This window comes from Actinomadura viridis (assembly GCF_015751755.1).
Taxonomy (GTDB): domain Bacteria; phylum Actinomycetota; class Actinomycetes; order Streptosporangiales; family Streptosporangiaceae; genus Spirillospora; species Spirillospora viridis.
Genome location: NZ_JADOUA010000001.1, coordinates 413,780 through 427,405 on the forward strand (window position 1 = coordinate 413,780; position 13,626 = coordinate 427,405).

The window sequence follows — 13,626 nt, forward strand, 5'->3', positions numbered from 1 at the left end:
TCCGGTGCGGACGTCAGGCCGGAAGCGCGTAGCGGCCGTCGTCGAGCGGGTCGACCAGGCCGTCGGCGATCAGGGCGTCCAGGGCCCGCTCGCGCTGGACGGCGTCCGCCCAGACCACGTCGAGCGCGCCCTTCTCGACCGGGCCCTCGGCGTCGCGCAGGACCGCCAGGAGGCGTCCCCGGCACTGGCGGTCGGTGCCCGCGTAGGTCTGGCCGCGCCGGGGCGGCCCGTCGTAGGCGGGACGTCCGGCGCGCTGCCACGCGCACTGCCCGGTCACCGGGCAGTCGACGCAGCGCGGCGTGCGGGCCGTGCAGACCAGGGCGCCCAGTTCCATGACCGCGACCGACCAGCGGGCCGCGGTGGGCGGATCGAGCGGCAGCAGCGACTCGGCCAGCCGCACCTCGGCCCTGGTCTGCGACCTGGGCGGGTACTCCACGCCCGAGCACAGCCGCGCCAGGACGCGCCGCACGTTGGTGTCCAGGACGGCGTGCCGCCGGCGGAAGGCGAAGCTGGCGACCGCCGCGGCGGTGTACGCGCCGATGCCGGGCAGGGCCAGCAGGTCGTCGTGGGAGGACGGCACCCGCCCGCCATGCCGTTCGACGATCGCGGCGGCGCTCCCGTGCAGCCGCAGCGCGCGGCGCGGGTAGCCGAGCCGGCCCCAGGCCCGTACGGCCTCGCCGGAGGGCTCGGCGGCCAGGGACGCGGGCGTGGGCCAGCGTTCCATCCACCGGTGCCAGACGGGGAGCACCCGGGCGACGGGCGTCTGCTGCAGCATGAACTCGCTGACCAGGACGCCCCAGGGCGTCGCGTCCGGGGCCCGCCAGGGAAGATCGCGGGCGTTGGCCCCGTACCAGTGGAGGATCGGATCGGTGTAGGCGGTGCTCATGGTGTGCCGCCATTCTGGCACGGCGGGCCGGTCCGGCGGGTCGGCGCCGCAACGAAGATCAAAGAATGCATACTGACCGTATGGGTTCGGATACTGGACGTGAGGGCGACGGTTCGGGTATCGACCAGTACTGGCGGCGCCGCGCGGCGGCGCTGGCCGGAGTCGTCGTCGTGGTCGGCGTCCTGGGCTGGGCGTGCTCGTCCGGGGGCGCGGAGACCGAACGGGAGCGGCCGTCGGCCGCGCCCTCGCAGCCCGCGGTCCCGACGGCGATGCCGACCGTCACCGTCACCGCGACGACCAAGGTGACCATGACCCCGAAGGCCGTGCGGAGGGACGGTGACGCCTGCGATCCCGAGGACGTCGTCGTCACCATGGCGGTGTCCCGCGACACCTACGCCGCCGGAGACCGGCCCCGGTTCCGGGTGACCGCGGTGAACACCGGCGCCCGGACGTGCAGGCTCGATGTCGGTCCCGGCGCGCTCGACGTGCGGATCACCTCCGGGCCCGACCGCGTCTGGTCCTCGTCGGCCTGCGCGCGCGGCCCGGCCTCCTCGGTCAAGGAGCTGCGCCGCGGCGTGCCGTACGCCGCCACCGTGAGCTGGGACCGCAGGCGGTCCGGCGAGGACTGCGAGGGCGAGCGGGCGAGCGCGCGGCCCGGCACGTACGTCGCGACGCTCAAGCCGGACGGGTACAAGGTGCCGAGACAGGTCTTCCGCCTCCGCTGACGTGCCGCCGGACCACCACCGCCGGACCACCACCGCCGGACCACCACCGCCGGACCACCACCGGCGGATCACCGGCGGCTCACCGCCGGATCAGACGTAGCGCTCCAGGATCGAGGACTCGGCCAGCCGGGACAGCCCCTCCCGGACGCTGCGCGCACGGGCCTCGCCCACGCCGCCGACGCCCTGGAGGTCGTCGATGCCGGCGGCCAGGAGCTTCTGCAGCCCGCCGAAGTGCTCCACGAGCCGTTCGACCACCAGCCCGGGGAGGCGGGGGACCTTGGCCAGCAGCCGGAAGCCCTTGGGGCTGACCGGGAGGTCGAGCGCGTCGGGGCCGGCGAAGCCCATCACCTCGGCGACCGTGGACAGGTCGAGCAGCTCGTTGGCCGACAGCCGGTCCAGGGCGGCCAGGACGCTGTCGAAACCGCGGTCGCGGGCGCCGGCGGACGGGTAGTCGCGCACGATCAGCTCGCGGTCGACGTCCACGCCCGAGACCAGTTCGTCGAGCTGGAGGGAGAGCAGCCGCCCGTCGGTGCCGAGCTCGACGACGTAGCCCTCGATCTCGTCGGCGATGCGGCGCACCATCTCCAGCCGCTGCACGACCGCGCTGACGTCCCGCACGGTCACCAGGTCCTCGATCTCCAGGGCGGAGAGCGTGCCGGAGACCTCGTCGAGCCGCAGCTTGTAGCGTTCGAGCGTGGCGAGGGCCTGGTTGGCCTTGGACAGGATGGCCGCCGAGTCCTCCATGACGTAGCGGATCCCGTCGAGGTAGAGCGCGATGATGTGCATCGACTGGCTCACCGAGATGACGGGGTAGCCGGTCTGGCGGGCCACCCGCTCGGCGGTGCGGTGGCGGGTGCCCGACTCCTCGGTGGGGATCGTCGAGTCCGGCACCAGATGGACCGCGGCGCGGACGATCCGCGTGTGCGAGCCGTCGAGCACGATCGCGCCGTCCATCTTGGCGAGCTCGCGCAGCCGCGTGGCGGAGAACTCGACGTCGAGCTCGAAGCCGCCCGTGCACAGCTCCTCGACGAGCTTGTCGTAGCCGAGCACGATCAGCCCGCCGGTGTGCCCCCGCAGGATCCGCTCCAGTCCGTCGCGGATCGCCGTGCCCGGGGCCACCGCGGCGAGCGTGGCCCGGCGGCGTTCATCATGACCTTTGTCGTGTGCTGGCACCTGGCCCCCGGAGGTCGCTGGACGGCGTCAGTTTACCGAGGAGCCCTCCGTCACGGGTTCCCCACCTGGACGTAAGCGTGGACAGTGAGACCGGAACGCCCTGGCGGGGCCGCTGTCACGGCGCCGTGAAGGCGACCTGCAACGCCTGCTGCAGGCTGTCCACTTCCATCACTTTCATGCCTTCATAGCTCATCAGTTGCGGATCCGCGCGCTTGAGGGGGGTCCCATCGCCCAGTTCGAGCGATCCGCGCGGCACCACGGCGTGCTTGAAACCGAGCCGTGTCGCCTCGCCCAGGCGCCGCTGCACGCCGGGGACGACCCGCACTTCACCGGCGAGCCCGACCTCGCCCAGCGCGATCAGGCTGCCGGACAGGGCCTGCTCCACGGTGGAGCCAGCCACCGCCAGGGCCAGGGCGAGGTCGACCGAGGTCTCCGACAGCCGCACCCCGCCGACCGTCGAGACGTACACGTCCTGCTCGTGCATGGAGATCTTGCAGCGCTGGGCCAGCACGGCCAGGACCATCGCGACCCGGGAGGTGTCCAGCCCGGACGTGGCGCGGCGGGGCGAGGGCAGGTGCGACTTGGCCACCAGGGCCTGCACCTCGGCGACCAGCGGCCGGCGGCCTTCCAGGGTGACGGTCACGCAGGTGCCGGGCACCGGCTCCTCGCGGCGGGTCAGGAACAGCCCGCTGGGGTCGGGCAGCCCGACGATGCCCACCTCGGAGAGGTCGAAGCAGCCCAGCTCGTCGGTGGGGCCGTAGCGGTTCTTCACGGCGCGGATCATCCGGAGCCGGCTGTGCCGGTCGCCCTCGAAGTAGAGCACCACGTCCACCAGGTGCTCCAGCAGGCGGGGCCCGGCGATGGCGCCCTCCTTGGTGACGTGGCCGACCAGGACCACGGTGATGCCGCGTTCCTTGGCGACCCGGATGAGGTTGGCGGTGACCTCGCGGATCTGGGTGACGCCGCCGGGCGCCCCGTCGGCCTCGGAGGTGCCGATCGTCTGGATCGAGTCGACGACCATGAGGGTGGGCTCGACCTGCTCGACGTGCCCGAGGACGGCCGACAGCTCGGTCTCGGCGGCCAGGTAGAGGTCGTCGGTGATGGCGCCGACCCGGTCGGCGCGCAGCCGGACCTGCTCGGCCGACTCCTCGCCGGTGATGTACAGGACCGGGCTGCGGGCGCCGGCGGGGCCGCCGGGCGGCGTGCCCGGACCGCCGGCGCCGCCGAGGGCATCGGGGCCGCCGGGCGGCGGTGGCGAGGCGGGGGCGCCGTCGCCCCGCCTGGGGGTGGAGGCGAGCGCGGCCACTTCCAGGAGCAGGGTGGACTTGCCGATGCCGGGCTCTCCGGCCAGCAGGACGACGGCGCCCGGCACGAGGCCGCCGCCGAGGACCCGGTCGAGTTCGTCCAGGCCGGTCGGACGGGTCTGGGAGGAGCGGACGTCGACCTTGCCGATCGGCAGGGCCGGGGAGCTGACCGCCCCCGCGGCCACGACGCGGGCGGGGGTGGCGGAGCCGGCCTCGGTGACCGAACCCCACACCTGGCACTCGCCGCAGCGGCCCACCCACTTGGAGGTCTGCCAGCCGCACTCCGCGCAGCGGTACGCCGGCTTCGCCGTCTTCGCCTTCGCCATGCGACGAAGCGTAGGGGTCCGCGCCGACACTCCGGTCCGGGACACGCGTGCCGCCCGCGTACGGGCAAAGCTTCCGTGACCGGAGCTGACCGGGCGATGGCGGAGAGGTCGCCGGAAACGGACGGTGAGATTGCCGTGATCTGAAGTTAGCTTGGTCTTACCGATCCGCTAGTGCGCCGGCCCGTCCGGCGGGCGGGCCGTAGGTCAGGGGCGGCCGGCGAGGGAGCCGCGGGCGCTTCCGATCAGCTCGGCCAGATGGCCCGAGACGACCGCCGGGCGCTCCAGCATGGCCATGTGCCCGGCGGACGGGACGATCTCCAGCCGGGCGGCCGGCAGACATCCGGCGATCTTGAGCGCGTGGCCGACCGGGGTGAGCCGGTCGTGCTCGGCGGCGATCACCAGCGTCTCGGCCCCGCCCAGGGCGCCGCACTCGCTGATCACCTCATGAGTGATCATCGAGTGGAGGAAGCCGAGGAACGCGTCCATCCGGGTCCCCGAGATCATCCGTTCGGTGAAGGCCACCGCGGCGGGCCCGGCGTCCGGGCCGAACGCCACCAGGTCCTCGATCAGCATGGAACCGGCCCGGCCCAGGTCGCGTACCCGCTCGATGACCGCCGACCCGGCGCCGGCCGCGCGCAGGGCCGCGGGCAGCACCCGGCGCGTGGCCCGGGTCAGCGCGACCGGCAGGCCCAGCGTGACCTCGGCGAGCGAGCCCGACGACGTGCACACCAGGCCGGTGGCGATCACCTTGCTCCCGATCAGGCCGGGGAACTCGTCGGCGAACCGCATGATCGTCATGCCGCCCATGGAATGGCCGACCAGCACCACCGGGGTCCGCGGCGGGACGGTGCCCTCGATGACCGCCGCCAGGTCGTGCGCCAGCCTGGGCAGCACGTAGGCGGCGCGGTCGCCGCCGTCGGAACGGCCGTGCCCGCGCTGGTCCCAGAAGACCAGCCGGCCCAGCCCGCTCAGCGCCCTGCGCTGGAAGTGCCAGGAGTCCTGGGTGAGGGCCCAGCCGTGGCAGAAGACGATCGCCAGATCGGTGCGGTCCTCGCCGTCGATCTCCGCGTGCAGCCGGACGCCGTCCGCGGTGCGCACCGTCACCGGCCGCCCGCGCAGCGACCCGAACGGCTCGCCCGCGTACGGGTCGGGGCGGAGCCGCAGCCGGTGCAGGGCCCGGCGCTGCACCGCCAGGCCGGCCCCGGCGGCGCCCAGGCCGGCCGCTCCCGCGCCGAGCGCGGTCGCCGTGAGGATCCCGCGGCCCGTCCTGCCGGCCCGGCCCATGCGCTGCCCCTTCCGCCCCCTCCGACCCTCGGTCAGGCGTAACGCCACCACAGATTCACCGCGTAGTCCACCTCGCATCCCTCGTGCTCGCGCAGGACCTCGCCGGCCAGCTCGGGCGGGAACTCGATCCGCAGGACCGCGGCCAGGTCGGCGCGGTCGCCGAACGACCACCGGATCGTCAGCGGCTCCCGCCGGAAGCCGCGCCGCGTCCAGAACCGCTCCACCGCCGCGGGGTCGTAGGAGGGCAGGCTCCGGCGGAACCAGCCGCCGAAGGTGGACCGGGTGGCGTCGTTGTCGATGATGAAGATCGCGCCGCCGCGCCGCACCACCCGGTCCAGCTCGGCCAGCCCCGGCTCGCACCCGGGCCCGAAGAAGTACGCCCACCGGGCGTGGACCACGTCCACCGAGGCGTCCGGAAGCGGCAACGCCTGCGCCGCGCCGACCCGGACGGTGACGTTCGGCAGGTCGCGGACGCGCCGGCGGGCCGCCGCGGCCAGCCCGGAATGCGGTTCGACCCCGATCACCTGGGCGCCCTCGCGGGCGAAGAAGGGCAGGTGGAAGCCCGTGCCGCAGCCGACGTCGAGGACCGTCGCCCCGGCCCAGGGCCGGATCGCGCGCATCGCCGAATCGAGGACGCCGTCGGGGTCCACGGCGCGGTTCTCGAGCTCGTACACCCGCGGCGAGTTCCAGATGTTGGGGCTCGGTACGGCCCCCGGAGCGATCTCGGCCACGGGGACCCAGCGTAGTCAATCCGGGCGTCAAGAAATCAGGTTCACCGCCACCCGAGGGTTTCTTGGGGCCCGCGGGCGCATAGGCTTTCCGTTGCGTGAGCCCGCGGGCGGGGCAGGGGGAGCCATCGGGTCCTGCCCGACGGAGCCCACGACGGAACTGCTCAGCGACCACCCAGGCGAGGCGAGCCTTGACCCCGCAGCACAACGGCGCCGCAACCCCGGCCGTCCGCGTACCGGACGCGCCGATCACGTTGTCCACCGCGTCGGTCTACCCCGAGAAGGTGCCCAGCGCCTTCGAGATCGCCGCGCTGCTCGGGTACGACGGCATCGAGGTCATGGTCTCCACCGACGCCTCCTCGCAGGACCTCAACGTGCTGCGCCGGCTCTCCGACTACCACCAGGTCCCGATCAAGTCGATCCACGCGCCCTGCCTGCTGCTCACCCAGCGGGTCTGGGGCCGCGAGCCCTGGGGCAAGCTGGTGCGTTCCAAGGAGGTCGCCGAGGAGCTGGGCGCCGAGGTGGTCGTGGTGCACCCGCCGTTCCGCTGGCAGCGCGAGTACGCCCGGGAGTTCGTCGAGGGGCTCGCCCGGATGCAGGAGGAGACCGACGTCCTGTTCGCGGTCGAGAACATGTTCCCGCTCAAGGCGCGCGGTGCCGAGGCGGGCATGTACCTCCCCGACTGGAACCCGGTCGACCAGGACTACCCGTACGTGACGCTGGACCTGTCGCACACCGCGGTCTCGGGCTCCGACGCCGTCGACATGGCCGGTGACCTCGGCGACCGGCTGCGCCACATCCACCTGGCCGACGGCGTCGGCGTCACCAACAAGGACGAGCACCTGGTGCCGGGCCGCGGCAACCAGCCGTGCGGCCCGATGCTGGAGAAGCTGGCCGACGACGGCTACCGCGGCCACATCGTGCTGGAGGTCAACACCCGCCGCGCGGCGACCCGCGCCGACCGGATGGAGGACCTGGCCGAGGCGCTGGCGTTCGCCCGCCTCCACCTGGCCGCCGCCGACCACACCTGGGAGGTCACGCCCGGCGGCGAGGTCTCCCGCCGGAGCGTGCGGTGACCGATCCGGCCCGGCCGCCCGGCCGGTCCGCTCCCGTCCGCCGTGGCACGGGCCGTGGCCCCGGCCGCCGCCCCGGGCCGACCGAGACCCGCGAGGCGATCCTGGCGGCGGCCCGCGACCTGTTCGCCGAGAAGGGGTACGACGGTGCCTCGCTGCGCGCCATCGCCCGTTCCGCCGAGGTCGACCCGGCCCTGGTCCACCACTTCTTCGGCAACAAGGAGGGCGTCTTCGTCGAGGCCATGCGGTTCCCGCTGGACCTCTCGCGGCTGGTGCCCCGGATCACGGAGACGCCTCGGGAACACCTCGGCGAGACCATGGTCCGCACGTTCCTGGAGATCTGGGGCGACGACGAGCGGCGCCCGCCGATCCTGGCCATGCTCCGTTCCGCGATGACCAACGAGCAGGCCGCGGTGCTGCTCCGCGAGTTCGTGACCACGGCCCTGTTCGGCCGGACGGGGGAGACGCACGGGATCCCGATGCTGCGGATCAACGCCGCCGCAGGCCAGATGATCGGCGTGATGATCCTCCGGTACGTGCTCCGGGTCGAGCCGATCGCGTCGGCCTCCTCCGAGGAACTGGTCGAGTTGCTGGCGCCGGTCATCCAGCAGTACCTCGCCTGACCCTTCCGTTCGCCCCCGCCGCCTGCCGCCTGCCGCCTGCCGCCTGCCGCCTGCCGCCCGCCACCTGCCGCGCGCCGTGCCCGCGCGCCGCGGGGCGGCCCTTTCCCGTGCCCGGAGCGGGGCGTCCCTTTTCCGGAGGACGGGTACGGGCCCTTGACCGCGTCCGGACGTCCACCTAAATTCAACACATGATGAGTTCTAGACCGGCGGTCCGCGTGCGCGACCTGCGGGTGGTACGGGGCGGCCGTGAGGTCCTGCACGGGCTCACCTTCGAGGTGGCGCCCGGCTCGGTGGTGGGGCTGCTCGGCCCCAGCGGGTGCGGCAAGACCACGCTGATGAGGGCCCTGGTCGGGGTCCAGATCGTCCAGGACGGCGAGGTGTCCGTCCTCGGCGAGCCGGCCGGGTCCGCCGGGCTGCGCCGCCGGGTCGGCTACGCCACCCAGTCGCCCGCCGTGTACGCCGACCTCTCCGTCCGCGAGAACCTGCGCTACTTCGCCTCCGTGCTGGGCGCCCCGCGTTCCGACGTCGACCGGGTCATCGCGGAGGTCGGCCTCGGCCGGTCCCGCGACCAGATCGTGGGAACGCTCTCGGGCGGCCAGCTCAGCCGCGCCAACCTGGCGGTCGCCCTGCTCGGCTCGCCGGAACTGCTCGTCCTGGACGAGCCCACGGTGGGGCTGGACCCGGTGCTGCGCGAGGAGCTGTGGGAGCTGTTCCGGGAGCTGGCCGGGCACGGCACCACCCTGCTGGTGTCCAGCCATGTCATGGACGAGGCGGGCCGCACCGACCGGCTGCTGCTGATGCGCGAGGGCCGGATCCTGGCCGACGGCACCCCCGAGTCGCTGCGCTCCCGTACCGGCGCCCGCGACCTGGAGGGCGCCTTCCTCCACCTGATCACCGGCCACGCTGCGAGCACGGGGAGCACATCGTGAACATCGGGATCACCCTGGCCACCGCGCGGCGCATCCTGCGCCAGCTCCGTCACGACCGGCGGACGATCGCCCTCATGCTGGGCGTGCCGTCGATCCTGATGATCCTGCTGCGGTACGTGTTCGACCGGCCGGGGGCGTTCGACCGGATCGGGCCGATGCTGCTGGGGATCTTCCCGCTGGTGATCATGTTCATCGTGACCAGCGTGGGCACCCTGCGCGAGCGCACCAGCGGCACGCTGGAACGGCTGATGACCATGCCGATCGCCAAGCTCGACCTGCTGCTGGGGTACGCCCTGGCGTTCGGCCTGCTGGCGTTCGTCCAGGTCGGGGTGGTGCTGGCGATCTCGCTGACCTGGCTCGACCTCCACCTGGCCGGGTCGGCCTGGACGCTGCTGCTGGTGGCGGTGCTGGACGCGCTGCTCGGCATGGCGCTCGGGCTGTTCGCCAGCGCCTTCGCCCGGACCGAGTTCCAGGCGGTGCAGTTCATGCCCGCGTTCATCCTGCCGCAGACGCTGCTGTGCGGCCTGCTCGTGCCGCGCGAGCAGATGGCCGGCTGGCTGGAGGCGATCTCGAACGTGCTGCCCCTGTCGTACGCGACCGACGCCATGCGGGAGGTGACGGCGGAGCCCGGGTTCAGCGGCACGCTGATCCTGGACATCGTTGTGATCTTCGGCTGCGCGCTGCTGGCGCTGGCGCTGGGGGCGGTCACGCTGCGCCGCCGTACCGGCTGACGGACGGATTTATCACAGGATCTCGCGTGGTCGTGACGGCCGGGACGGGCGCCGATTGCGGCCACGCGGAGGAGGGTCTGACCACCGGGGACGGCTGATAACCTCGCGCGGCATGAACCCCCATGACCTCCCCGGTTCCCCCCAGGCACGGCGGCCCGGGGGTCACGGTGACTCCGGTGACCCCGCGGCCGCGCCCTCCGGCGGGCTTCCGGGTCCCGGCGGGCACGGCTCCGGGGACGACGGGCCGGGCACGGCTCCGGGGAAGGCTCCCCGCAAGCGCCGCGGGCTCCGGATCCTGGCCGCCGTGGCGGTGTTCGTCGTGCTGGTGGCGGTGGGCGTCGCCGGCCTCGCCTGGCAGCGCGAGTCCTCCTACAACGGCAACATCGACCGGCTGCCCGGTGTGATGCCGAGCGGCAAGAAGCGCCCCGGCCCCAGCGTCACCGGCACCGAGAACTGGCTGCTGGTCGGGTCCGACACCCGCGCCGAGGTGGGGACCACCGGCTCGGACGGGCCGGTCTGGAAGCCGGGTCAGCAGAGGTCGGACACGATCATGCTGCTGCACCTGCCGGCCGATCGCAGCAAGGCGTACGTGATCTCGTTCCCCCGGGACTCCTGGGTGCAGATCCCCGGCTACGGCCCGCAGAAGATCAACGCCGCGTTCTCCTTCGGCGGCCCGCCGCTGCTGATCGAGACCGTGGAGAACCTCACCGGCATCCGGATCGACCACTTCGGCGCGATCGACTTCAACGGGTTCAAGTCGATGACCGACGCGCTCGGCGGCGTCGAGGTGGACATCAAGGAGAGCGTCTACGACCCGGCCCGCAAGGTGCACTGGCAGGCCGGACGGCAGCGGCTGGACGGCGAGAAGGCGCTGCTGTTCGTCCGGCAGCGCTACAACCTGCCCAACGGTGACTTCGACCGGATCCGGCGCCAGCAGGCGTTCCTGCGCGCGCTGGCGCAGAAGGCCGCGGACGGCGGCACGATCAGCAACCCGATCAAGCTGGACCGGTTCCTGTCCGCGTTCACCAAGTCGATCAGCGTGGACGACTCGGTCTCGGCGGGCAAGCTGCGCTCGCTGGCGCTCAGCATGCGCGGCGTGCGGCCCGGCGATGTGAGCTTCATGACGGTGCCCCACAAGGGCAGCGCCCAGCGGGCCAGGCAGAGCGTGGTCCTGCTGGACAGGACCCGGTCGTCGGCCCTGTTCGAGGCGGTGCGGACGGCCGAGGTGGCGCAGTACGTCCAGCGGTACGGCGGCGGCTCCAAGGTCGGCACCGTGTCATGATCCCGGCCCCCTGCCCGGACGTTAACCTGGGGAGGGCGGGGCGCGGCCGTCCCGTCCGGAGAAGGGGATCGGGGAAGTGTTTCGTCAGGCATTGCTGGCCGCCTCGCGCAGCGGAGGAGCCCGCCGGCTCGTCCGGACCGCGCCGCTGACCCGCGGCGTCGTACGCCGGTTCATCGCGGGCGAGTCGCTCGACGACGCGCTGCGCGCCACCGAGACGCTCACCGGCGCGGGGCTGCTGGTCAGCCTGGACGTGCTGGACGAGGCCGCCCCCGACGAGGGCCAGGCCGACGTGGCCGTCAAGCGGTACCTCGAACTGCTGGACCGGCTGTCGGCCGCGGGCCTGGGCGCGCGGGCCGAGGTGTCGCTCAAGCTCACCGCGGTCGGGCAGGCGTTCGACGAGGACCGGGCGCTGGAGAACGCCCGCCGGATCTGCGGCGCGGCGCGTTCGGCGAGCACCACGGTCACCCTCGACACCGAGGACCACGAGACGGTCGACTCCACCCTTCGCGTCCTGCACGAGCTGCGGCGCGACTTCCCCGACACGGGCGTGGCGATCCAGGCGTACCTGCGCCGCGCCGAGGAGTTCTGCGCCGAGCTGGCCTACGAGGGCTCCCGCGTACGGCTGTGCAAGGGCGCCTACGCCGCGCCCGACACCGTGGCCTTCACCGGCAAGGACGAGGTCGACCGGTCCTACGTGCGGTGCATGAAGGTCCTGATGGCCGGCAAGGGCTATCCGATGCTCGCCACCCACGACCCGCGCCTGGTGGAGATCGCCGCCGCGCTCGCGGTGCTGAACGAGCGCGAGCCCGACGACTTCGAGTACCAGATGCTGTACGGCATCCGGCCCCACGAGCAGCGGCGCCTGGCCGCGCAGGGCGCCCGGGTGCGCGTCTACGTCGCCTACGGGGACGAGTGGTACGGCTACTTCATGCGGCGGATGGCCGAGCGTCCCGCCAACCTCGGCTTCTTCCTGCGTTCGGTGGCCACCAGGTCGTAGACGGCCCGTCCGCGCGGCCGTGACCTGCGGCCCGGCCGTGAGCTGCGGCCCGGCCGGATCGCGCGTTCGGCGCGCGAGGGCCGGGGGGCGGGACGCTAGGCTGAAATGGTCGTTGAATCCCCACGTCAAGGTGCACAAATGATCGCGATTCTGGGTGCCGGGAAGATGGGCGAGGCGCTGCTGTCCGGGGTCCTGCGGGCCGGACTCGCCCCTTCCGAGCTGATGGCCACCGTCCGCCGGGACGAGCGCGGCGCCCTGCTGCGCGAACGGCACGGCATCGAGATCACCCGCAACGTCGAGGCCGCGTCCACCGCCGAGACCCTGGTCCTGGCGGTCAAGCCGCAGGACATGGGCGTCCTGCTGGAGGAGATCGGCCCGCACGTGCGGCCGGGGCGGCTGGTCATCTCGATGGCGGCGGGCATCACCACCGGCTTCATCGAGGCGCGGCTGCCCGAGGGCGTCCCCGTCGTGCGGGTCATGTCCAACACGCCGGTGCACGTGGACGAGGCGATGAGCGTCATCTCGGCCGGGTCGCACGCGGGCGAGGAGCACCTCAAGCAGGCCGAGGAGCTGCTGTCGCCGGTCGGCAAGGTGCTGCGCCTGCCCGAGACGCTGCAGGACGGCGCCACCGCCCTGTCCGGCAGCGGCCCGGCCTACTTCTACTACCTGGTCGAGGCCATGGTGGACGCGGGCATCCTCCTCGGCATGCCGCGGGCGGCGGCGCTGGAGATGGTCATCCAGTCGGCCGTGGGCGCCGCCGTCATGCTGCGCGACTCCGGCGAGCACCCGGTGCTGCTGCGCGAGGCGGTGACCTCGCCCGGCGGGACGACGATCGCCGCGATCCGCGAGCTGGAGAAGCACGGCGTCCGCGCCGCCGTCCTGGAGGCCATCCAGGCCGCGCACGACCGGGGCCGCGAACTCGCCGGCGGCTGACCGCGCCGCGCCGCCGCACTTCTGGGCCGCGGCGCCGCCGGGACGCCGCGACGCCGCGACGAAGATCGACTATCGCGAATGTCACCTCCCCGACCGGTTGATCCGAACCGGTCCTTGTGGCCGTGTAGTAGGTATGGGAATCCTGCTGCGCGTGCTCGTGGCGGCCGGTCTGGCCGCCGACGCCTACGTCCACTGGGTCTTCGCGCCCGACATGGCCTACGTGGAGGGCGGTGGCATCGGCGGTGACGCCCTCTTCCGCGCGCAGGCGGTGGTCGCGGCGCTGGCCGGGCTGCTGATCCTGGCGTGGGCCCGGTGGTGGACCTACGCCGTGGCGTTCCTGGTGGCGGCCAGCGCGTTCGGCGCCGTGGTGCTGTACTACTTCGTCGACGTGGGCGCGCTCGGACCGCTGCCCGACATGTACGAGCCGGTCTGGTACGGGGAGAAGACCGTCAGCGCCGTCGGGGAGGGCGTGGCCGCCCTCGCCGCACTGGCCGGGCTGATGATCGCGCGCCGGTCGCGGCCGGGCGCCGCTCCGGCGGACGCCGGAGACCGGCCGAACGGCGAAGGCCGGGCGGAGGGGCCGGCCGGAGGCCCGCTCCCGGAACGGCGCGGCTGACGCGCGAACCCCTCAC

14 protein-coding genes are annotated in these 13,626 nt (G+C 73.4%); 9 read left to right on the forward strand and 5 right to left on the reverse strand.

Translation table 11 applies throughout. The features are described 5' to 3' along the window. Positions 1 to 13: 13 nt before the first annotated feature. The gene (locus tag IW256_RS01715; RefSeq protein ID WP_197009259.1) at positions 14 to 886 is read right to left on the reverse strand and encodes an HhH-GPD family protein; all 873 of its coding nucleotides are present in this window, start codon (positions 884 to 886) and stop codon (positions 14 to 16) included. 80 nt (positions 887 to 966) lie between these two features. Between IW256_RS01715 and IW256_RS01720 the strand changes: the two genes are divergently transcribed. Beyond that, on the forward strand, positions 967 to 1,611 hold the full coding sequence (locus IW256_RS01720; RefSeq protein WP_197009260.1) for a hypothetical protein: 645 nt from the start codon (positions 967 to 969) through the stop codon (positions 1,609 to 1,611). A 90-nt stretch (positions 1,612 to 1,701) separates the two neighbouring features. Here the strand turns inward: IW256_RS01720 and disA are convergent, their stop codons facing one another. The 4 genes from disA to IW256_RS01740 form a co-directional block, all read right to left on the reverse strand. Then, on the reverse strand, positions 1,702 to 2,784 hold the full coding sequence (gene disA / locus IW256_RS01725; RefSeq protein WP_197009261.1) for a DNA integrity scanning diadenylate cyclase DisA: 1,083 nt from the start codon (positions 2,782 to 2,784) through the stop codon (positions 1,702 to 1,704). Positions 2,785 to 2,899: 115 nt separating this feature from the next. After that, positions 2,900 to 4,414 carry a DNA repair protein RadA gene (gene radA / locus IW256_RS01730; RefSeq protein WP_197009262.1) on the reverse strand — a complete coding sequence of 505 codons (1,515 nt, stop codon included), beginning with the start codon at positions 4,412 to 4,414 and terminating at the stop codon, positions 2,900 to 2,902. Positions 4,415 to 4,618: 204 nt separating this feature from the next. Continuing rightward, on the reverse strand, positions 4,619 to 5,698 hold the full coding sequence (locus IW256_RS01735; RefSeq protein WP_197009263.1) for an alpha/beta fold hydrolase: 1,080 nt from the start codon (positions 5,696 to 5,698) through the stop codon (positions 4,619 to 4,621). 32 nt (positions 5,699 to 5,730) lie between these two features. Beyond that, positions 5,731 to 6,429: a class I SAM-dependent methyltransferase gene (locus tag IW256_RS01740; protein ID WP_197009264.1), complete on the reverse strand. Its 699-nt coding sequence runs from the start codon at positions 6,427 to 6,429 to the stop codon at positions 5,731 to 5,733. Between the two features lie 188 nt (positions 6,430 to 6,617). Here IW256_RS01740 and IW256_RS01745 point away from each other — a divergent pair, with 188 nt between their 5' ends. The 8 genes from IW256_RS01745 (at position 6,618) to IW256_RS01780 (ending at position 13,610) form a co-directional block, all read left to right on the forward strand. Then, the gene (locus tag IW256_RS01745) at positions 6,618 to 7,502 is read left to right on the forward strand and encodes a sugar phosphate isomerase/epimerase family protein (RefSeq protein ID WP_197009265.1); all 885 of its coding nucleotides are present in this window, start codon (positions 6,618 to 6,620) and stop codon (positions 7,500 to 7,502) included. Beyond that, the gene (locus IW256_RS01750; RefSeq protein ID WP_197009266.1) at positions 7,499 to 8,122 is read left to right on the forward strand and encodes a TetR/AcrR family transcriptional regulator; all 624 of its coding nucleotides are present in this window, start codon (positions 7,499 to 7,501) and stop codon (positions 8,120 to 8,122) included. Before IW256_RS01745 ends, IW256_RS01750 begins: the two co-directional genes overlap by 4 nt. Positions 8,123 to 8,310: 188 nt before the next feature. After that, positions 8,311 to 9,051, forward strand: a complete 741-nt coding sequence (locus tag IW256_RS01755; RefSeq protein WP_197009267.1) for an ABC transporter ATP-binding protein — start codon at positions 8,311 to 8,313, stop codon at positions 9,049 to 9,051. Beyond that, entirely contained in the window at positions 9,048 to 9,782 is a 735-nt protein-coding gene (locus IW256_RS01760; protein ID WP_197009268.1) for an ABC transporter permease, read from the forward strand. Before IW256_RS01755 ends, IW256_RS01760 begins: the two co-directional genes overlap by 4 nt. A 112-nt stretch (positions 9,783 to 9,894) precedes the next feature. Beyond that, entirely contained in the window at positions 9,895 to 11,064 is a 1,170-nt protein-coding gene (locus IW256_RS01765) for an LCP family protein (protein WP_197009269.1), read from the forward strand. Positions 11,065 to 11,140: 76 nt separating this feature from the next. Continuing rightward, entirely contained in the window at positions 11,141 to 12,061 is a 921-nt protein-coding gene (locus tag IW256_RS01770; protein ID WP_197009270.1) for a proline dehydrogenase family protein, read from the forward strand. Between the two features lie 138 nt (positions 12,062 to 12,199). Beyond that, a complete protein-coding gene (proC, locus tag IW256_RS01775) occupies positions 12,200 to 12,994 on the forward strand; it encodes a pyrroline-5-carboxylate reductase (protein ID WP_197009271.1) in 795 nt (264 codons plus the stop codon). A 133-nt stretch (positions 12,995 to 13,127) separates the two neighbouring features. Then, a complete protein-coding gene (locus IW256_RS01780) occupies positions 13,128 to 13,610 on the forward strand; it encodes a hypothetical protein (protein ID WP_197009272.1) in 483 nt (160 codons plus the stop codon). Positions 13,611 to 13,626 lie beyond the last annotated feature (16 nt).